15 protein-coding genes are annotated in these 17,977 nt (G+C 73.1%); 9 read left to right on the forward strand and 6 right to left on the reverse strand.

Translation table 11 applies throughout. The annotated features are described in order from the left end of the window. Positions 1-697 precede the first annotated feature (697 nt). Complete coding sequence (locus ACZ6BG_RS02990; RefSeq protein ID WP_468997877.1) at positions 698-1,777, forward strand: hypothetical protein; 1,080 nt, start codon at positions 698-700, stop codon at positions 1,775-1,777. A gap of 460 nt (positions 1,778-2,237) precedes the next feature. Here the strand turns inward: ACZ6BG_RS02990 and ACZ6BG_RS02995 are convergent, their stop codons facing one another. From ACZ6BG_RS02995 to ACZ6BG_RS03005, 3 genes are all read right to left on the reverse strand, one after another. Beyond that, positions 2,238-3,179, reverse strand: a complete 942-nt coding sequence (locus ACZ6BG_RS02995; RefSeq protein ID WP_468996132.1) for a 3-oxoacyl-ACP reductase — start codon at positions 3,177-3,179, stop codon at positions 2,238-2,240. 47 nt (positions 3,180-3,226) lie between these two features. After that, complete coding sequence (locus ACZ6BG_RS03000; RefSeq protein WP_468996134.1) at positions 3,227-4,309, reverse strand: Zn-dependent alcohol dehydrogenase; 1,083 nt, start codon at positions 4,307-4,309, stop codon at positions 3,227-3,229. A 90-nt stretch (positions 4,310-4,399) separates the two neighbouring features. After that, positions 4,400-5,272: a MaoC/PaaZ C-terminal domain-containing protein gene (locus ACZ6BG_RS03005; RefSeq protein ID WP_468996137.1), complete on the reverse strand. Its 873-nt coding sequence runs from the start codon at positions 5,270-5,272 to the stop codon at positions 4,400-4,402. 466 nt (positions 5,273-5,738) lie between these two features. Between ACZ6BG_RS03005 and ACZ6BG_RS03010 the strand changes: the two genes are divergently transcribed. After that, positions 5,739-7,016, forward strand: coding sequence for a sensor histidine kinase (locus tag ACZ6BG_RS03010; protein ID WP_468996141.1), 1,278 nt, complete (start codon positions 5,739-5,741; stop codon positions 7,014-7,016). Next, positions 7,013-7,618 (forward strand): response regulator, encoded by a 606-nt coding sequence (locus ACZ6BG_RS03015; protein WP_468996143.1) that lies wholly within the window; start codon positions 7,013-7,015, stop codon positions 7,616-7,618. Before ACZ6BG_RS03010 ends, ACZ6BG_RS03015 begins: the two co-directional genes overlap by 4 nt. 83 nt (positions 7,619-7,701) lie before the next feature. Here ACZ6BG_RS03015 and ACZ6BG_RS03020 read toward each other — a convergent pair whose 3' ends face one another. Both ACZ6BG_RS03020 and ACZ6BG_RS03025 read right to left on the reverse strand, forming a co-directional pair. Then, on the reverse strand, positions 7,702-9,144 hold the full coding sequence (locus ACZ6BG_RS03020) for an MFS transporter (protein WP_468996145.1): 1,443 nt from the start codon (positions 9,142-9,144) through the stop codon (positions 7,702-7,704). Positions 9,145-9,298: 154 nt separating this feature from the next. After that, positions 9,299-10,492: a thiolase C-terminal domain-containing protein gene (locus ACZ6BG_RS03025; protein ID WP_468996148.1), complete on the reverse strand. Its 1,194-nt coding sequence runs from the start codon at positions 10,490-10,492 to the stop codon at positions 9,299-9,301. 228 nt (positions 10,493-10,720) lie between these two features. On the opposite strand from ACZ6BG_RS03025, the gene ACZ6BG_RS03030 reads away from it, so the two are divergent. From ACZ6BG_RS03030 to ACZ6BG_RS03050, 5 genes are all read left to right on the forward strand, one after another. After that, complete coding sequence (locus tag ACZ6BG_RS03030; RefSeq protein WP_468996152.1) at positions 10,721-12,490, forward strand: MFS transporter; 1,770 nt, start codon at positions 10,721-10,723, stop codon at positions 12,488-12,490. A 279-nt stretch (positions 12,491-12,769) separates the two neighbouring features. Continuing rightward, complete coding sequence (locus tag ACZ6BG_RS03035; protein ID WP_468996155.1) at positions 12,770-13,432, forward strand: class I SAM-dependent methyltransferase; 663 nt, start codon at positions 12,770-12,772, stop codon at positions 13,430-13,432. Positions 13,433-13,442: 10 nt separating this feature from the next. Further along, on the forward strand, positions 13,443-14,447 hold the full coding sequence (locus ACZ6BG_RS03040; protein ID WP_468996157.1) for an N-acetylmuramoyl-L-alanine amidase: 1,005 nt from the start codon (positions 13,443-13,445) through the stop codon (positions 14,445-14,447). A 279-nt stretch (positions 14,448-14,726) separates the two neighbouring features. Beyond that, positions 14,727-15,617, forward strand: coding sequence for a hypothetical protein (locus ACZ6BG_RS03045; RefSeq protein WP_468996160.1), 891 nt, complete (start codon positions 14,727-14,729; stop codon positions 15,615-15,617). Positions 15,618-15,767: 150 nt separating this feature from the next. Next, positions 15,768-16,781: an LLM class F420-dependent oxidoreductase gene (locus ACZ6BG_RS03050; protein ID WP_468996162.1), complete on the forward strand. Its 1,014-nt coding sequence runs from the start codon at positions 15,768-15,770 to the stop codon at positions 16,779-16,781. Between the two features lie 129 nt (positions 16,782-16,910). On the opposite strand, the gene ACZ6BG_RS03055 is transcribed toward ACZ6BG_RS03050, so the two are convergent. Beyond that, positions 16,911-17,192 carry a hypothetical protein gene (locus ACZ6BG_RS03055; protein WP_468996165.1) on the reverse strand — a complete coding sequence of 94 codons (282 nt, stop codon included), beginning with the start codon at positions 17,190-17,192 and terminating at the stop codon, positions 16,911-16,913. A gap of 256 nt (positions 17,193-17,448) precedes the next feature. Here ACZ6BG_RS03055 and ACZ6BG_RS03060 point away from each other — a divergent pair, with 256 nt between their 5' ends. Beyond that, the gene (locus ACZ6BG_RS03060) at positions 17,449-17,955 is read left to right on the forward strand and encodes a DUF6281 family protein (protein ID WP_468996168.1); all 507 of its coding nucleotides are present in this window, start codon (positions 17,449-17,451) and stop codon (positions 17,953-17,955) included. The last annotated feature ends 22 nt before the right edge of the window (positions 17,956-17,977 follow it).

The raw sequence follows: 17,977 nt of genomic DNA on the forward strand, positions 1-17,977 counted from the left end.
CGGCCCCGTCCCGGACTCGGCCTTCGGCCGGGTGTCGGCTTCGGGGGCGGTGCCGGGCTCCGCGCCCGCCTGGGTCCCGGCTTCAGATCCGGCTTCAGACCCGGTCCTTGGCTCAGCTTCGGGCCCGGCCCCAGCTCCGGTTCCCGGCCCCGTCCCGGACTCGGCCTTCGGCCGGGTGTCGGCTTCGGGGGCGGTGCCGGGCTCCGCGCCCGCCTGGGTCCCGGCTTCAGATCCGGCTTCGGTCACGGGCCTGGCCTCGGTCCAGATCCCGGTTCCGGTTCCGGTTCCGGTTCCGGTTCCGTCGAAGCCTGACTGTGGCGCCGAGGCGAGGGCGCCGTTGCCGGGCGAGGGTGCCGGGCGGGCGAGGGGTGGTCCGGCCTCGTTCGATCGGGTGGGTGCTCCTGGGGCGTTCGATCAGGTCGGTGGACCGGCTCCGCCCAAGGGACCGGATGCGTCGGCTGCCTCCGGTGGGCGAGGCGTACCGGCCTCTTCCGGCAGGGACGATGCGCCGGCCCCCTCCGGCGGGGCAGGTGCACCAGCCCCCTCCGGCGAGGCAAGTGCGCCGTCCCCCTCCCGTGCGCCGAGCACACCGACTTCCCCCGGCGAGGCGCGCGCCCCGGCCACCCCCGGCGGGACCCACGCACCAGCCCCGCCCCGCCGTGCGCCCGCCCCCGCCCTCAGCCCCCCGCCCCCCGCCATCACCGCCGACGGCGCCTACGCGGCGCGGCTCGCGCACCGGGGTGGCTGCTGGTTCCCGGAGCGGTGGACGCTGGACTCCGCCGAGCCGTACGCGGTGCCGTTGCCCGCCCATCAGCCCGAGGAGCCCGGTACGCGGGTGCTGCCGATGGCCGACGGGCGGGTGCTCGTCCACCGGCGTGCGGCCGGGCGGCACCTCTTCTCCCTGCTGTACCCCACCGGGCCGAGCACCGGGGAAGTACCGCTCGGCGGCGTGGAGTGCGAAGGCGCCGACCTGACCCTGCTGCCGCCCGCCCCCCGCGGCGCCTACGCCTACGCCCTCGCCGTCGGCGCGCGCTCCACCGCCGTGTGGATGGTCGCGGGCGGCTCCTTCGGACCCGAGCATCTCGCCGAGATCCCCGGCCGCTGCACCGGCGGCGTCTGGCTCGACCGCACCAACCGCATGCTGGCCCTCGACCGCGAGCTGGACGGCCCCACCAAGACCGTGGCCGTCGACCTGGAGCGGGGCGGCGAGGTCACCCCCCTGCTCCAGATCGCCGCCGACAGCGACGACCGGCTGCTCCTCGCCGACGCCGACAGCGGGCTGCTCCTCATCCGCTCCGACGCGCCCGGCGAAACCCGCCTCGGCTGGGGCGTGCTGGGCAGCGCCCGGCCCGTACGCTTCCCCGAATGCCTGCGGATGCCCGGGCGGGCGGTGACGCCGTTCGCGATTCAGCCCGGGCAGGTGCTCATGCCGGAGAGCTGCATGGTGGCCCTTCGGGTGGATGAGGGGTCCGGCAACTCCGCCCCTCAGTTGTGCGGTTGGCGTCCCGCGGAGCGGCGCGTCCACCAACTCACCGCCCCCGACGGGTGGTTGTCCGGTGCCGGGCGGTGCACCCCTGACGGCGTTCTTGAGTTGCCTTACGTCACGGGGACCGTTCCCTGCGGGATGGCCCGGGTCGAGATGCCCTCGCCCCGGCCCGGCCCCGAGCCGGGGAGCGAGGCGTCCGGCCAGGTCACGGGGGTCGTCGGGGCCGTGCGGGTGGCTCGGCCCGTGCCGTTGCAGCAGGCACCTCTCGGGGGGCGGGGGGCGGGCGGTTAGACTCGCCCGGCTGTACGAACGATCTTTGCTACGGGGTGAGTTTGTTGAAGACCGAGAATGTGGCTGTCGAGCCGCGGCAGCAGGGTGTGGTGGATCCTCGTGAAGGGGTTTCGCTCTCCGGAGGTGCGGAGGTTGCCGGTGCCGGGCGGCATCGGGGGCCGGTGTCCGACCACGACGAAGAGGCGGCGCCGCGGGGGCGGCATCGTCGGGAGGGCGGGGCCTGAGGCCGGGGGCCTTGCCGGGGGCTCCCCAACCCACCCCTTCCCGAACCCGGGGCTCCGCCCCGGACCCCGTTGTCGGCGCTCCGCGCCTCGTCCTCAATCGCCGGACGGGCTGGAACTCACCGGCACATTTTCCAGCCCCTCCGGCGTTTGAGGAGCGGGGGTCTGGGGGCGGAGCCCCCAGTTTCGGGAAGGGGCGGGATTGGGGAGAGCCCCGCAGGGCCGCCGCCCCCCCACCCTCACCCCCTCCTCAACCCCAACACCTCCGCCGCCCCGAACGTCTCCCCCTCCGGGCGGCCCGCGAAGTACGGGGACACCGCCTCGTCCAGCTCCTCGAAGCTGAACACGCCGTCGGCGGAGTCGAACTGGACCGCGACCCGGGGGCGCTCGACGACGGCGACCATCCCGCCGTGGACGACGAGCACCTGCCCGTTGACGCGCCGCGCCGCAGGCGAGGCCAGGTACCCGACCAGCGAAGCGACATGCTCCGGGGCCAAGGGATCCAGCTCCCCCGCCCCGGGCTCGGCGAACCCGGCGAAGACGTCGGAGGTCATCCGGGTCCGCGCCCGCGGACAGATGGCGTTGGCGGTGACGCCGTACTTGGCGAGGGCGAGGGCCGTGGAGGTGGTGAGCCCCACGATCCCGCCCTTGGCGGCGGCGTAGTTGGGCTGCCCGGCGGACCCGGCGAGGAACGCCTCGGAGGAGGTGTTGACGATGCGCCCGTACACGGGCCCACCGGCTTCCTTGGAGCGCTCACGCCAGTGGGCGGAGGCGAACCGGATGGTGTTGAAGTGACCCTTGAGGTGGACGCGGATCACCGAGTCCCACTCGTCCTCCGTCATGGAGAAGATCATCCGGTCCCGCAGGATGCCCGCGTTGTTGACCAGGATGTCGAGCTTGCCGTACGTGTCGACGGCCAACTGGACGAGGGCGCGGGCCTGTTGGAGGTCGGCGACGTCCCCGGTGTGGGCCACGGCCTTCCCGCCGGACCGGCTGATCTCCGCCGCGACCTCCTCGGCGGGCGCGGCCGACGCCTCGCCGGACCCGTCACGGCCCGACTGCCCGAAGTCGTTGACGACGACGCTCGCGCCGAGCCGGGCGAGCTCCAGCGCCTCGGCCCGGCCGAGCCCGCGGCCCGCCCCGGTGACGACGGCGGCGAGACCTTCAAGTGGCAGTGACATACGGGTACGTACTCCTCTCGCCTGGCTTCACGCACACGGCCGTCGCTTCAGATCTCGATGCACGTCCGCAGCGCCACCCCCGACCGCATCTGCTCCAGCGCCTCGTTGATCTCGGTGAGCCGCACCCGGTGGGTGATCATCCCCTCCAGGTCGACGCGGCCCGCGCGCCACAGGGCGATGGCCCGCTCGTACGACCGGAGCACGTCCCCGCCCCCGTACAGCGAGGGCAGGATCCGCTTCTCGTCGAAGAACAGCTCGAACATGTTGAACTGCACCTGGTCGTCCATGGCGCCCGCGCCGACGACACAGAGGGTGCCGCCGCGCCGGGTCATCTCGTACGCGGTGCGGGTCGTCGCGGACTTGCCGACGACCTCGAAGACGTAGTCGAAGCCCTCGCCCTCGGTCACGCGCTGGCGGACGTCGGCCAGTTCGTCGGGGGCGACGGCCTGGGTCGCGCCGAAGCGGAGCGCGGCCTCGCGCCGGGAGGCGACCGGGTCGACGGCGATGATCTCGGCGGCGCCCTTGAGCCGGGCGCCCTGGATCGCGGAGACGCCTACGCCGCCGCAGCCGATGACGGCGACGGACGAACCGGTCGCCACGTCGGCGGTGTTGATGGCGGCGCCGAGCCCCGTCGTCACGCCGCAGCCGATGAGCGCGGCGATGTCGAAGGGCACGTCGTCGGGTATGGGCACGGCACAGGACGCGTCGACGACGATCTCCTCGGCGAAGGTGCCCGTCCCCGCGAAGCCGAAGACCTCCGAACGGTCACCGGAGCGTTGGAAGTTGGGGGTTCCCGCGTTCATGAACCCGGCCAGGCACAGCTGGGTCTGGCCGCGGCGGCAGGCCGGGCACTGCCCGCACGCCGGGAGCCAGCACACCAGGACCCGGTCGCCCGGCTTGACGTTGCCGACGCCCTCGCCGACCTCCAGGACCTCGCCCGCGCCCTCGTGGCCGGGGACGAACGGCGCGGGCTGCGGCAGCACGCCGTTCATCGCGGACACGTCGGAGTGGCACAGGCCGGTGGCCCGTACCCGGATCCTGGCCTTGCCCGGGCCGAAGCCCACCGCCTCGACGTCGTCGAGCACATCGAGCTTGTCCTGGCCTGTCTCGTGCAGTACGGCTGCGCGCATGGCTGTGCGGCTCCTCTCATCCCGGCGGTACGTGACCGGCGGTACGTGACGTCAGTTCAGCTCCACACGTCAGTGGTCCAGCTCCACACGTCAGTTCAGCTCCACGACCGTGTCCGTGAGGACCGGCGCGTCCTGCCGTTCGACGGCCGTGACGGCGACCCGCACCCGGTCGTCCGACTCCCACATGCCGACGCGCAGCGTCTCGCCGGGCAGGACGATCCCGGCGAAGCGCGTGCGGTAGGCCCGCACGCGGCCCACGTCGCCGCCGAGGACGGTGTCGACGACGGCCTTGAGCGTCATGCCGTACGTGCACAGGCCGTGCAGGATCGGCCGGTCGAAGCCGGCCAGCTTGGCGAACTCGGGGTCGGCGTGCAGCGGGTTCCAGTCGCCGGACAGGCGGTAGAGCAGGGCCTGGTCGGGGCGGACCGGGCGTTCGACGGTGTGGTCGAAGGGGCGGTCCGGCACCTCGGGGCTGCCGGACGGGCCGCGCTCGCCGCCGAACCCGCCCTCGCCGCGCACGAAGATCTGCGCGTCGCTGGTCCACAGCGGGCCCTCGTCGTCGGCGGCTTCGGAGCGCAGCACGAGGACGGCGGCCTTGCCCTTGTCGTAGACGGCCGCGACCTTGGAGCTGGTGGTGGCCCGGCCCTTGACGGGGATCGGGCGGTGCAGTTCGACGCTCTGGCCGCCGTGCAGCACGGCGGCGAGGTCCACGTCGATGCCGGGTGCGGCGAGGCCGCCCATCATGCCCATGCCCGCGCCCGCCACGGTGGCGAAGCTGGGCAGGACGTGCAGCCGGGACTCCAGGGTGTAGCGGAGTTCGTCGGCGTCGGTCGCGGGGTCGGCGAGGTCCGGGTTGGCGCCCGCGCCGAGGCCCAGGTGGTAGAGCTGGATGTCCTTGTGGTCCCAGGTGATCTCGGCGCTGCGGGGCTTCGCGGCCAGGGCCTGCGCGGCATCGATGGGCATGGGGTGGCGGCTCCTCGCGGGCTGCGGACGACGGACCTACGGGTGCGCGTGACGGTCCTCGGGCGCGGAGTACAGGGCGGGGTCGGCGGTGTGCTCCGGGGGAAGACCTCGGTGCGGCCGTCCGCACCGTCGGCCGCACCGAGGTCGTCTGTGGCGGCCAAGGCGTCCCTGCCACCGGTCCACCGGTCGTTCTAGAACGCGTTCTAGGCCGATGGCCCCATGTATAGCCCAGCGCCCCACGGTTGGGAAGAGTGCTGACGTCACGTCAGATCCGGTGGCCGCGCCCCACCGGATCCGGGGTCCCGGCCGCCCGGGGCCGCCGGCGATGACACCGGGGCCGCCAGCGGTGACATTTGTCCCGGTCGACTCGGTACGGACCTCACTGCCGCCGCGGCACCCCCGCTCCGTACTGTCGAGGGCACGGGGGCCGCGGGGGACGCGGGCCCGGCCGAGCGGGGAGCGAGACATGTCCTGGAAGCGCGGGGTGACCTGCCGACTGCACGGCCTGCGGGAGCAGCGGAGTTCCTGGCGGGGGCGGAAGGCCGACTGCCGAGAGCGGAAGCGGGCGGGCGAGGCGGACGCCCTCGTGCATCCGGGCCCGCCCAACGGCTTCGCGCTGCTTCCCTGGCTCCTGATGGGCCTCGGCGCGTTCTCGCACCTGCTCCAGGGCAGGACGCCGAACCCGTGGATCGGCGGCGTCGGCCTGTTCGTCTTCAACTCCCTCTACATCGGCGTGGCCTTCCGCGCCTTCGACAAGCGGGCGCGGGAGTCGCGCGCGACCCTGGTCGCGCTGCTCGTGATGGGCGCGCTCACCGTGGGCCTCGCGGCCGGGTACGGCGGCAACTGGCTGATGTACTTCCCGCTGTTCGGCCTCGCCGTGGGCGCGGTCGTGCGGGGCCGCGGCCTCGGTCCGGTGGCCCTCGGCCTGAGCGCCCTCGCGGGCGCCGTCGCCGGATTCCGGGAGGGCTGGGACGCCGTCAACATCGCGTACGGCACGTTCCTGTCCACGATGGTCACGGCCGCGATCCTGTCCCTGTCCGAGGCAGTACGCGACCTGCGCGCCGCCCGTGAGGAACTGGCGCGGCGAGCCGTGGCCGAGGAGCGGCTCCGCTTCTCCCGCGACCTGCACGACCTGCTCGGCCACACGCTCTCGCTGATCGTCGTGAAGTCGGAGGCCGCGCGCCGCCTCGCCCCGCGGAGCATGGACGCGGCCCTGGCGCAGATCACCGACATCGAGTCCGTCGGCCGCCAGGCGCTCACCGAGATCCGCGAGGCCGTCACCGGCTACCGGGACGCGGCGCTGGCCGCCGAGCTGGACCGGGCCCGCGAGCTGCTCGACGCGGCCGGTGTCGAGGCGGTCGTACGGCAGTCGGGACCGCCGCTCGGACCCCGGACGGAGGCGCTGCTCGGCTGGGTGGTGCGGGAGGCGGCCACCAATGTCGTACGGCACGCGCGGGCGCGCCGGTGCGAGATCGAGGTCGCCGCGACCTCCGAACAGACCCGTCTGACGATCACGGACGACGGCCGCGGCGTAGGCTCGACCACGCCCGGCAGCGGGCTGAAGGGCCTGGCCGAACGGATCACGGCGGCGGGCGGAGCACTGGAGTCGGGGTCCGAGCCGCGCGGTGGCTTCCGGGTCACGGCGGTGCTGCCGGCCGACGAGGACCGTGGGGCCACCGGCGCCACCCACGTCACCGATGCGGCGCCCGCGCGGGCGGGCGCCCACGAGGAGCGCGTTCGATGATCAGAGTCCTGCTCGCCGAGGACCAGGGCATGATGCGCGGCGCACTGGCCCTGCTGCTCGGGATGGAGGAGGACATCGAGGTCGTGGCGCAGGTCGCCGCGGGCGACGACATCGTGCACACCGCGCTCACCGCGCGACCCGACGTGGCGCTCCTCGACATCGAGCTGCCCGGCCGCAGCGGACTCGACGCGGCGGCGGACCTGCGTGCGGAAGCCCCCGACTGCCGGGTCCTGATCCTCACCACCTTCGGCAGGCCCGGCTATCTGCGGCGCGCCATGGACGCGGGCGCGGCGGGGTTCCTCGTGAAGGACGGGCCCGTGGAGGAGCTGGCCGAGGCGATTCGCGCCGTGTTGCGCGGGGAGGTCGTGGTCGATCCGGCGCTGGCTGCCGCCGCGCTCGGGGCCGGGCCCAACCCGCTGACGGCGCGGGAGGCCGAGGTGCTGAACGCGTCCGTGGACGGGGCGACTGTCGCGGACATCGCCGCGGTGCTGCACCTTTCGGAGTCGACGGTGCGGAACTATCTCTCTGCGGCGATCGGCAAGACGGGGAGCCGTAATCGGATGGAGGCGGTGCGGGTCGCTCGGCGTGAGGGGTGGCTGTAGGTCGTTTCCTCGCCGTGGGGCGGTGTCGCCCTCCGGGGGGCTGCGCCCCCGGACCCCCGCTGTCGGCGCTGCGCGCCTCGTCCTCAATCGCCGGACGGGCTGGATCTGTCCGGCCGCGGCATTGCCACCAGCACCAGCACCACCGCCGCCGTCAGGAACACCGCTCCCCACAGGAACGCCTGGGCGTAGCCCTCGGCCAGGGCGTGGGTGCCGGGGCGGTCGCCGGTGCGGGAGGCGGCGATGGTGGAGAGGACCGCGAGGCCGAGGGAGCCGCCCATGGTGCGGGAGGTGTTGATGAGTCCGGCGACCAGGCCCGCGTCGCCGGGGTCGGCGCCGCTCGTGGCGAGGGAGGCGAGGGGGGTGCCGGCGAGCCCGGCGCCGAGCATCATCAGGATGCCGGGCAGCATGATCGAGGTGACGTACGCCCCGTCGGCGTCGAGGGCGCGCCACTGCCAGAGGAAGCCCACGGCGGCGACGAGGACGCCGATGACGGTGACGCTGCGGGCGCCCATGACGCGCATCAGACGGGGGGCGACCTTGGAGCCGACGACGACGCTGACCGAGCTGGGGATGAGGGCGAGCCCGGCCTCCAGCGGGGTGTAGCCGAGCACGTTCTGGGCGTACAGGGTCATGAAGAACCACATGGCGAACATGCCCATGCCGCAGACGAACATCGTGGCGTTGGCGGCCGACACGGAGCGCACGCGGAACAGCGCGAGCGGCATCAGCGGTGCCTTGGCGCGCGCCTCGACGGCGAGGAAGGCCCCGATCAGGGCGAGCCCGACGGCCAGCGGCACCAGGGTGGCGGCGGCGGTCCAGCCGTCCACCTCGGTCTGCACGATGCCGTACGCGAGGGTGGCGATACCGCCGGTCACGAGCACGGCCCCGGGCAGGTCGAGGCGGCGCGCCCCACTGGCCCGGCTCTCGCTGATCCAGCGCAGCGCGGCGGCGAGGACGAGGACGCCGACGGGCACGTTGACGAGCAGCACCCACCGCCAGGAGAGGCCGTCGGTGAGCACGCCGCCGACGAGCCCGCCCGCGGCGCCGCCGCCCGCGCCGACCGCGGACCAGGTGGCGATGGCCCGCACCCGGGCGGGCCCCTCCGGCACGGCGGACGTGAGGATCGTCAGCGTCGACGGGGCGAGCACGGCGGCGCCGAGTCCCTGCACGGCCCGCGCGAGCAGCAGTTGCCAGCCCTCCTGGGCGAGCCCGCCCGCGAGCGAGGCCAGGGTGAAGAGCCCGAGGCCCAGCAGGAACATCCGCTTGCGTCCGAAGAGGTCCCCGGCCCGCCCGCCGAGCAGCATGAACCCGGCGAACGCGATGGAGTACGCGTTCACCACCCACTGCAACCCCGTGGCGCTCAGGCCGAGATCGGTCCGCATCGACGGCAGCGCCACGTTCACGACGGACACGTCGAGGACGACGAGGAACTGTCCGGCGCAGGCGGCGGCCACGACGAGCCAGGTGGGCGGAGCGGGGCGACCCGATATGCGGGAGGTCGGGGTGTCGGCGGGGGTCTGGAGCATGGCCCCCATGCTGACAGCCGGGCGTGTGCCCCGTACATCGGAAATACGGGGCAGGGGACCTGGGCCGGGAGTCCTAGGTCCTGGCGCGGCACGCCGGGCGCGGGGTGGCCGCCTCGGCCGCGGCCACCACCGCGTGAGCAGCGTCACCGCCGGGCTATGCCCCCGGCCGCGTGAGGAGCGTCACCACCGCCGCCCCGCCGAGGCCGACGTTGTGCGCGAGCCCCACCCGCGCCCCGGTGACCTGGCGCGGTCCGGCCTCGCCCCGCAACTGCCAGCTGAGCTCGGCGGCCTGGGCGAGGCCGGTGGCGCCCAGGGGGTGGCCCTTGGAGATGAGGCCGCCGGAGGGGTTCACCACCCAGCGGCCGCCGTAGGTCGTCGCGCCGGACTCCACGAGCTTGCCGGATTCGCCCTCCTCGCACAGGCCGAGGGCCTCGTAGGTGAGGAGTTCGTTGACGGAGAAGCAGTCGTGCAGCTCGATGACGTCGAGGTCGTCCGGGCCGAGACCCGAGGCCTCGTACACCTGGCGGGCGGCCGCGCGGGACATGGGGGTGCCGACGACGTCGAGGCAGCTGCCGGAGGCGAAGGACTCCTCGGTGTCGGTCGTCATCGCCTGGGCCGTGATCTCGACCGCCCGGTCCCCGAGGCCGTGCCGGTCCACGAACGCCGCGGAGGCCACGACCACGGCGGCCGCGCCGTCCGACGTCGGGGAGCACTGGAGCTTGGTGAGGGGCGCGTGCACGGTCCTCGCGGCGAGGATCTCCTCGGGTGTGTACGCGTCCTGGAACTGGGCGTTGGGGTTGTTCGTGGAGTGCTGGTGGTTCTTCGCCGCGACCGCGGCGAGCTGCGCGGGCGTCGTGCCGTACCGCTCCATGTGCTCGCGTGCCGCGTTGCCGAAGAGCTGGGCCGTGGGCGGTGTCGCCTCGAAGCCGTGGCGGGCCGCCATGACGCCGTAGTGCCGGGCCACCGGGGACGTCGCGAAATCGCCGTCGCTGCCGCCGCCCAGCGAGCCGCGCTTCATCTTCTCGAAGCCGAGCGCGAGCACGCACTCGCTCTGCCCGCCCACCACGAACTGGCGGGCCATCATCAGGGCCGTGGAGCCCGTGGCGCAGTTGTTGTTGACGTTGTAGACGGGCACTCCGGTCAGGCCCAGCTCGTACGCGGCGCGCTGACCTGCCGTCGAGGCCTGGAAGCAGTATCCGGCGACGACCTGCTGCACCTGTTCGTACGTGATCCGGGCGTCGGCGAGCGCGGCGGTGCCCGCCTCCTTCGCCATGTCCCAGTACTGCCAGTCGCGGGTCTCGGGCTTCTCGAACTTCGTCATGCCGACACCGACGAGGTAGCTCTTCACCGCTGGGGCTCCTTCCGAGAGCGGGCGGCAAGACTAGAACACGTTCCACTTCACCGGAAGGGCGGCGGCGTCGGCCGCGTACAGAACCGGTCAATGGCGGGTCAAGACTTCCCTTGGTTCGACGGCCGGCGGAATAGTCGCCCAGGGATACAGGTTCATCCTGCATATACCTGCGGGTGTCCCACCAAGCCCCACGCTCCGTCTCTTCGCTCCGGAGGCCGCACGCCCATGTCCCACGCGACGACCCACCCCCGCGGTGACCGCGCAGCGCGCGGCACCGGCGGTGTCGTCCCCGTCCTCGCCTTCGCGGGCATCGTCGTCGCCGTCATGCAGACGCTGCTCGTCCCCGTCATCAAGGACCTGCCGACGCTGCTCGGCACCGAACCCTCCAACGCCACCTGGGTCATGACCTCGACCCTGCTCGCGGGCGCCGTCTCCACACCGATCATGGGCCGCCTCGGCGACCTCTTCGGCAAGCGCCGGATGCTGCTCACCAGCCTCGCCGTGATGGTCGTCGGCTCCCTGGTCTGCGCGTTCACCGACGACCTGCTCGTGATGATCGTCGGCCGCGCCCTGCAGGGCTTCGCGATGGGCGCGATACCCCTCGGCATCGGCCTGATGCGCGACGAGCTGCCGCGCGAGAAGCTCGGCTCCGCGATGGCCCTGATGAGCTCGTCCATCGGCGTCGGCGGCGGACTCGCCCTGCCCGCGGCCGCGCTGGTCGCCCAGCACACCGACTGGCACGCGCTGTTCTTCGGGTCCGCGGGCCTCGGCGTCCTCGCGATGCTGCTCATCTTCTTCCTGGTGCCGGAGAGCCCGCTGCGCGCCCCGGGCACCTTCGACGTGGCCGGTGCCCTCGGCCTGTCCGCCGGACTCGTGCTCTTCCTGCTGCCCATCACCAAGGGCAGCGACTGGGGCTGGAGTTCGGGCCTGACCCTCGGGCTCTTCGGGGCCTCGGCCACCGTCCTGCTCCTGTGGGGCGTGATGGAACTGCGCCTGAAGGCACCGCTGGTGGACCTGCGCACCACCGCCCGGCGCGAGGTGCTGCTCACCAACCTCGCCTCGATCATGGTCGGTGTCGCCTTCTACGCCATCTCGCTCGTCCTGCCCCAGCTCCTCCAACTGCCCACGTCCACCGGGTACGGCCTCGGCCAGTCCATGGTCGTCGCGGGCCTGTGCGTGGCGCCGCTCGGCCTGACGATGATGTTCACCGCGCCGGTGTACGCGCGCCTCTCGGCGAAGTACGGCCCGAAGATCACCCTGATCCTCGGCCTGCTGATCATCGCGATCGGCTACGGAGCGGGCCTCGGCCTGATGAGCGCCGCCTGGCAGACCATCGTCATCTCGGTGATCGTGGGCGCGGGCATCGGCCTCGCCTACTCCTCGCTGCCCGCCCTGATCATCGGCGCCGTCGACCCCTCCGAGACCGGCGCGGCCAACGGCCTCAACACCCTGATGCGGTCCATCGGTACGTCGGTGTCGAGTGCCGTCATCGGCATGGTGCTCGCCAACACCGCGACCCACGCGGGGCCGGTCGACGTGCCCACCATGGAGGGCTTCCGCGCCTCCTTCCTCATCGCCGCCGGCGCCGTCGCCATCGGGCTGCTGCTCGCCCTGTTCCTGCCGGGCCGGGGGCGCGCCCCTGTCCAGGCCAAGCCGCAACTGCGGGCCAGCAGCGAGGAGGACGCGGCCATCGAGAACGCCGAGCGGGCCGCGCGCGCCCTCGGCGGCTTCCAGGGCCGGGTGCTCGCCGCCTCCGGCGCGCCGGTCGCGCGGGCCAAGGTCACGCTGATCGACCGCCGGGGCAAGCAGGCGGGCGCCGCGCTGACGGACGGCGAGGGGCGCTACGCCCTACAGGTCCCGGCCGACGGGCCCTACGTCCTCGCCGCGACAGCCGCGGGCCACGCGCCGCACGCCGCGTCCGCCGCCCACCCCGGCGGGGAGCGGCCGGTGGAGGTCGACCTGGCACTGCCGGGCGAGAGCGAGGTCCTGGCCTGAGGGTGCGGTCCTGACCCGGCGCCGGGGTCTCGCCCGAGACCGATGGCTCGGCCCGGGCCGATGGCTCCGCCCGAGACCGATGGCTCCGCCCGGGGCCGACCGCCACCACACGAACCACCACACCCCCGTCACCACCCCCATCACCCCCGTGACGGGGGTGTGGTGCACGATGGGGCGCCCCGCGTGTCCGTACGCGGGCGCCCAGCGCGTCCGTACGCGCGGGCCCGTTCGCAACGCGCACCCCGCGGGCCTCCACGCGCCCGCCCCGAGGAGGAACCCATGGCCGCCGAGCCCGGTCCTGACGTTCTCGACGCCTTCGAGGCCGCGAAGGGCTTCATGCCCGTGAAGGAGGGCCTCGCCCTGTACGCGGCGGCCACCGAGGCCGCGGCGCTCGGGCTGCCCCTCCTCGAAGTCGGCACGTACTGCGGCCGCTCCACGATCCTGCTCGCGGACGCGGCCCGCGCCGCCGGTGTGAGCGTGATCACGGTCGACCACCACCGGGGCAGCGAGGAGCAGCAGCCCGGCTGGGACTACCACGACCCGGCGACGGTCGACCCGGAGATCGGCCGCATGGACACGCTGCCGACGTTCCGCAGGACCCTGCACCGGGCCGGTCTGGAAGACCACGTCATCGCGGTCGTGGGCCGATCCCCGCAGGTCGCGGCGGTATGGAACTCCCCCGTCGCGCTCGTCTTCATCGACGGCGGCCACACGGACGAGCACGCGAACGCGGACTACGAGGGGTGGGCTCCGCACGTCGCGGCGGGCGGGCTGCTCGTCATCCACGACGTGTTCCCCGACCCGGTGGACGAGTGGACCGGGCAGGCCCCGTACCGGATCTATCTGCGGGCCCTGGAATCCGGGGCATTCACGGAGATCTCGGCCACGGACTCGCTCCGCGTCCTGCGCCGAACCGGCGCGGGCGCCCTACGGCGGGACTAGGCTCGCTCCCGTGTCGTACGTAGGTCCGGACAGTCATCCACCGCGCCCGCCCCGCCGCTTCCGCGGTGGCCGCCCGCTCGCGGTCGCCCTCGCCGTGCTCGTGCCCGGCGCCCTCGCCGGGTATCTCCTCATGGACACCGCGAGCGACTCAGACGACGGCAAATCGGTCAGAACGCTGCCGTCCGCGAGCCGCTCGGAGCAGGGCTCGCCCTCGAAGCCGAGCGCGGACGCGACGAGGTCCGCGAAGTCCCCGAAGCCCGACAAGCCTTCGAAGTCCTCGAAGCCCGCCGACGACCCCGATCCGTCGGGCCGCCCCGCCGGTGGCCGCCCCGCCGCGTCCGGCCCTCTCAAGGGCAAGGTCGTCGTGGTGGACCCCGGGCACAACCCGGGGAACTTCAAGCACACCGCCGAGATCAACCGGCAGGTGAACATCGGGACGAACTCCAAGGAGTGCGACACCACGGGCACGTCCACCAACCGCGGTTACACGGAGGCCCGGTTCACCCTGGACCTCGCCCACCGCCTGCGCGACCTGCTGCACCGGCAGGGTGCCACGGTCCGCTTCACACACGACGCCGACCGCCCCTTCGGGCCCTGCGTCGACGAGCGTGCCCGGATCGGCAACGCGGCGCGGGCCGACGCCGTGGTCTCCCTGCACGCGGACGGCTCGGCCGTCGGCAACCGCGGCTTCCACGTCATCCTGCCCGCGAAGGTGCGCGGCGGCGCCGCGGACACCACCGCGATCGTCGGGCCCTCGCGCGACCTGGGCGAGCGCATCGCGGGCAAGTTCCTGAGCGTCACCAAGAGCGCCCCCTCCAACTACGTCGGCGGCGGCACCGGCCTCGACGTCCGCAGCGACCTCGGCGGTCTCAACCTGTCGAAGGTGCCGAAGGTGTTCATCGAGTGCGGCAACATGCGCGACCCGAAGGACGAGGCCCTGCTGACGAGCGGCGCCTGGCGGCAGAAGGCGGCCCAGGGTCTCTCGGACGGCATCGAGAGCTTCCTGCGCGGGTAGACACAGGCGGGCGCCGGGCGCGAGCCGGGTGCCCGAGGGGGCGGATTCCGGGGTATCGCCCCATGTCGTGATGTGTTCGACGCCGTCTCGTCACGGGACGGCAACCGGCAGATCTTCACTGAGTGACGATCTTTATCCCAAGCAGACACCCCGGCTGACCGGAGGATAGTGTCCTCCCTACGATGAGGGGCCACCCCCGCGCTTCGCGCACCGCGACACGACCGCGACTACGGCGACAGCGACGCCTCTACCGACGAGACGACTGACGAAGGACCTGAAGTGAATTTCCGCTCCCTCACTCGAGGCGACGGCGTGGTGATCGGAGCAGCGGTGTTGCTCTTCATCGCCTCGTTCCTCGACACCTTTGACGGCGGTGGCGACGACGTTCCCACCGCCTGGGACAACGGCAACCTGCTGATGAGCGTGTACCTCGCCGGCATCATCGGCGCGGCGCTCATCGTCGTGGGCCGTGCCATGGGCGGCCAGCGCAAGGTCGTAGGCCTCGACCTCGGGACGCTCGGCATCGGCCTCACCGCCGCCGCGGCCTGGAGCTCGCTCGGCGCGATCTTCGACACCGGCCAGTCCTACGACAAGGTCTTCGAGCTCATCAACGCCCGGTTCGGCGCCGGTGGCAGCAGCAGCGGCGCCGACGCGCCGGACGCCGGTGTCGGCCTCATCCTGGGCCTGATCGCAGCCCTGGTCCTCGTCGCGGCCGCGGTCGCCACGAACATCGTCCCCGCCCTCAAGGCGCCCCTCGCGGGCAGCGGCGGCCCCAAGGCCCCGCAGCCCTACGGCGGTCAGCCGCAGGGTGGCTACGGCTACCCGGGCGCGCAGGGCGCCCAGCCGGGCCAGCCCGGTCAGCCGTACGGCGCCCAGCCCGCCGCCCCGGCGCAGCCCTACGGCGGTCAGCCGCAGGGTGGCGGCCAGACGCCGCCGCCCGCCCAGGCGCAGCAGGCCGGCGCCCCGGCCGGGGACTTCTCGCCGTTCTGGTTCGCCGTGCCGGTGCCGCGTCCGCTGTACGCCGAGGACGGTTCGCCGACCCCGATCGCGGAACTGGCTCCCGGCACCTGGTACTTGGCCGTGGAGCAGCGCGGCCAGAGCCTGGTGGCGCAGACGCAGGACGGCCGTCGTGGCGTCCTGCAGGACACCACGGGCATCCAGCGCGGCTGAGCCCACGCGCTCGCGCGCACCCGCAGCACCTCAGCGGCCCCCCGCCCCTTCCGGGCGGGGGGCCGCTGGCGTACGCTCCTCCAGTCGATCCAGATCTGATGCACCATCAGCTCGCTTTCCGGCTCTCTCGGTCTGCTCCCTGGAGGACCCATGCGGCTCGGGCTCGCGCTCGGATACTGGGGCCGCGGCCCCGAAGCCCGGCACCTGGAGCTCGTCCGGGAGGCCGAGCGGCTCGGGTACGACTCGGTGTGGACGGCGGAGGCCTGGGGGTCGGACGCGTTCACGCCGCTGACGTGGATCGCCGCGCACACCTCGCGGATCCGGCTCGGGACGGCCGTGGCGCAGATGGCGGCCCGCTCCCCCACCACCACCGCCATGCACGCCCTCACCCTCGACCACCTCTCCGGCGGGCGGATGCTGCTCGGGCTCGGTCTTTCGGGGCCGCAGGTCGTGGAGGGGTGGTACGGGCGGCCGTTCCCGAAGTCGCCGCTCACCGCGACACGGGAGTACGTCGACGTCGTACGGCAAGTGCTGCGGCGGGAGTCCCCGGTGGCGCTGGACGGTCGGTTCCACCCGCTCCCCTATCCGGGCGACGACGGCACCGGGCTCGGCAAGCCGCTGAAGTCCATCACCCACCCGCTGCGCGCCGACCTCCCGATCCTGCTCGGCGCCGAGGGACCCAGGAACATCGAGCAGACCGCCCGGATCGCGGACGGCTGGCTGCCGCTGTACTGGTCGCCGACGCGCACGGACGTGTACGAGGCGTCGCTCGGCGACGGGCTGCGGCCGGGGTTCCTGGTGGCGCCCCTGGTGCGGGCCACGGTGTGCGACGACGTGCGCGAGGGGCTGCTCCCGGTCAAGGCCATGCTCGGCTTCTACATCGGCGGCATGGGACACGCGGCCCGCAACTTCCACGCCGATCTGATGGGGCGGATGGGGTACGGGGAAGAGGCGCGGCAGGTGCAGGAGCTGTTCCTGGCCGGGCGGCGCGAGGAGGCCGTGCTCGCCGTGCCGGACGCGTTCGCCGACGAGATCTCACTGGTGGGGCCGCGTGCGCGGATCGCGGAGCGGCTCGACTTGTGGCGCAAGGGCCCGGTGACGGACCTCCTTGTCCTCGCGACCGACCCGCACACCCTGCGCACCCTGGCCGACCTCAACACTTGACCGGTCCCGCGCACCCTCAGCGGAATATCGCCACCGCGTCCAGCGTCAGCTCGCCCGCCTCCCGGTTCCACGTGCGCACCTTTCCCAGGCAGCAGGCCTGGAACTCGCCGCTGAAGTAGTCGTCCTCGTTCAGGAACTCCTCGCGGATGCCGTCGGCGGCGCAGGTGACGCGGACGTGGGCGGGGGGGGTGCGCCGTCGCCGTAGCGGGCGCGCAGGACGACCTCGTCGCCGCCGACGCGGCGGGCGGTGAAGCGGCCGGTGACGGAGCCGAACTCCGACATGACGGCGCTCAGCGGCACCCGGTCGTCGTCGCTGTCGCGCAGCGCGTCGGCCAGGGAGCGGTTGGGGACGAGCAGGCCGGTGGTGAGGTCGGCGTGGACGACGGCGTCCTCGCGGCGCATGGTGTCCATGAGCAGGCCGATGACGGTGCAGCACGAAGGCAAGGACGCTGGGCAAGGGGGACGTCCTCGGTCTCCGGAAGCGCTACTGAGCACCTTCCAGTGACGCGTCTGCTCGCACGAGGGCACAAACTCCCATGTCTCGACTGCAGGTTGTCCCCGATGAACCCTGATCGGTACTTCGCTCGTCACAACCCAGGGCGGCCAGACGCTGCCCCGTCGTCGAACACGAGCGAGAGTTCCACGCCCGGACGGCAGGAGGCACGTCATGGCAGCTTCTATCCGATTACGAGGCACGAAACCAACCTGGGCCACCGCTGCCGCTGTGGGTGCCATCCTCGTAGCGGGCTGCGGAGCACCCTCTGGTGAGGGGGACAGTCCCCCGTCACGAGACCATGTCAGCAGTCCGGCGGCAAGGGACCAGGGAGGCGGCGGTGCTGTGGCCGGCTCCTGCGCGAGAGTCATGGCCTTCAGCGGCCGCTCGTACTGGGAAGTCGGGAAGGCCGAGTTCACAGTGGGTGAGAAGGCGGGCGCCGCCCGGCCCTTGCCTTGTCACGATGTCGGAGGAGTCGACCTCGGGGGCGCCAGCCGCTCGGACGACACGAAGACAACCACAGGGAGCACTGCTTCTTACGACGTCTACAAGGTGAAAGAGCTGGACACGGCCTTTGCCGTCGCCATCGGCGACTCACCCGACCAGACGGTTCTCTTCTCCGTCCGCGGAGAACGAGGAGGCATTCCGCCCGAGGTCAGGAAACTGATCAAGCCCACGTAGATTTCACCTCACCGGACTGTTG

The organism is Streptomyces sp. NPDC041205 (genome assembly GCF_055591765.1).

Bases quoted from the DNA above. Each gene is read 5' to 3' on its own strand.
- ACZ6BG_RS03005 (WP_468996137.1), bottom strand. From the start codon at position 5,272: ATGCCCATCGATGCCGCGCAGGCCCTGGCCGCGAAGCCCCGCAGCGCC.
- ACZ6BG_RS03030 (WP_468996152.1), top strand. From the start codon at position 10,721: ATGTCCCACGCGACGACCCACCCCCGCGGTGACCGCGCAGCGCGCGGC.
- ACZ6BG_RS03020 (WP_468996145.1), bottom strand. From the start codon at position 9,144: ATGCTCCAGACCCCCGCCGACACCCCGACCTCCCGCATATCGGGTCGC.
- ACZ6BG_RS03010 (WP_468996141.1), top strand. From the start codon at position 5,739: ATGTCCTGGAAGCGCGGGGTGACCTGCCGACTGCACGGCCTGCGGGAG.
- ACZ6BG_RS03050 (WP_468996162.1), top strand. From the start codon at position 15,768: ATGCGGCTCGGGCTCGCGCTCGGATACTGGGGCCGCGGCCCCGAAGCC.
- ACZ6BG_RS03055 (WP_468996165.1), bottom strand. From the start codon at position 17,192: ATGGACACCATGCGCCGCGAGGACGCCGTCGTCCACGCCGACCTCACC.
- ACZ6BG_RS02995 (WP_468996132.1), bottom strand. From the start codon at position 3,179: ATGTCACTGCCACTTGAAGGTCTCGCCGCCGTCGTCACCGGGGCGGGC.
- ACZ6BG_RS03000 (WP_468996134.1), bottom strand. From the start codon at position 4,309: ATGCGCGCAGCCGTACTGCACGAGACAGGCCAGGACAAGCTCGATGTG.
- ACZ6BG_RS03015 (WP_468996143.1), top strand. From the start codon at position 7,013: ATGATCAGAGTCCTGCTCGCCGAGGACCAGGGCATGATGCGCGGCGCA.
- ACZ6BG_RS03060 (WP_468996168.1), top strand. From the start codon at position 17,449: ATGGCAGCTTCTATCCGATTACGAGGCACGAAACCAACCTGGGCCACC.
- ACZ6BG_RS03035 (WP_468996155.1), top strand. From the start codon at position 12,770: ATGGCCGCCGAGCCCGGTCCTGACGTTCTCGACGCCTTCGAGGCCGCG.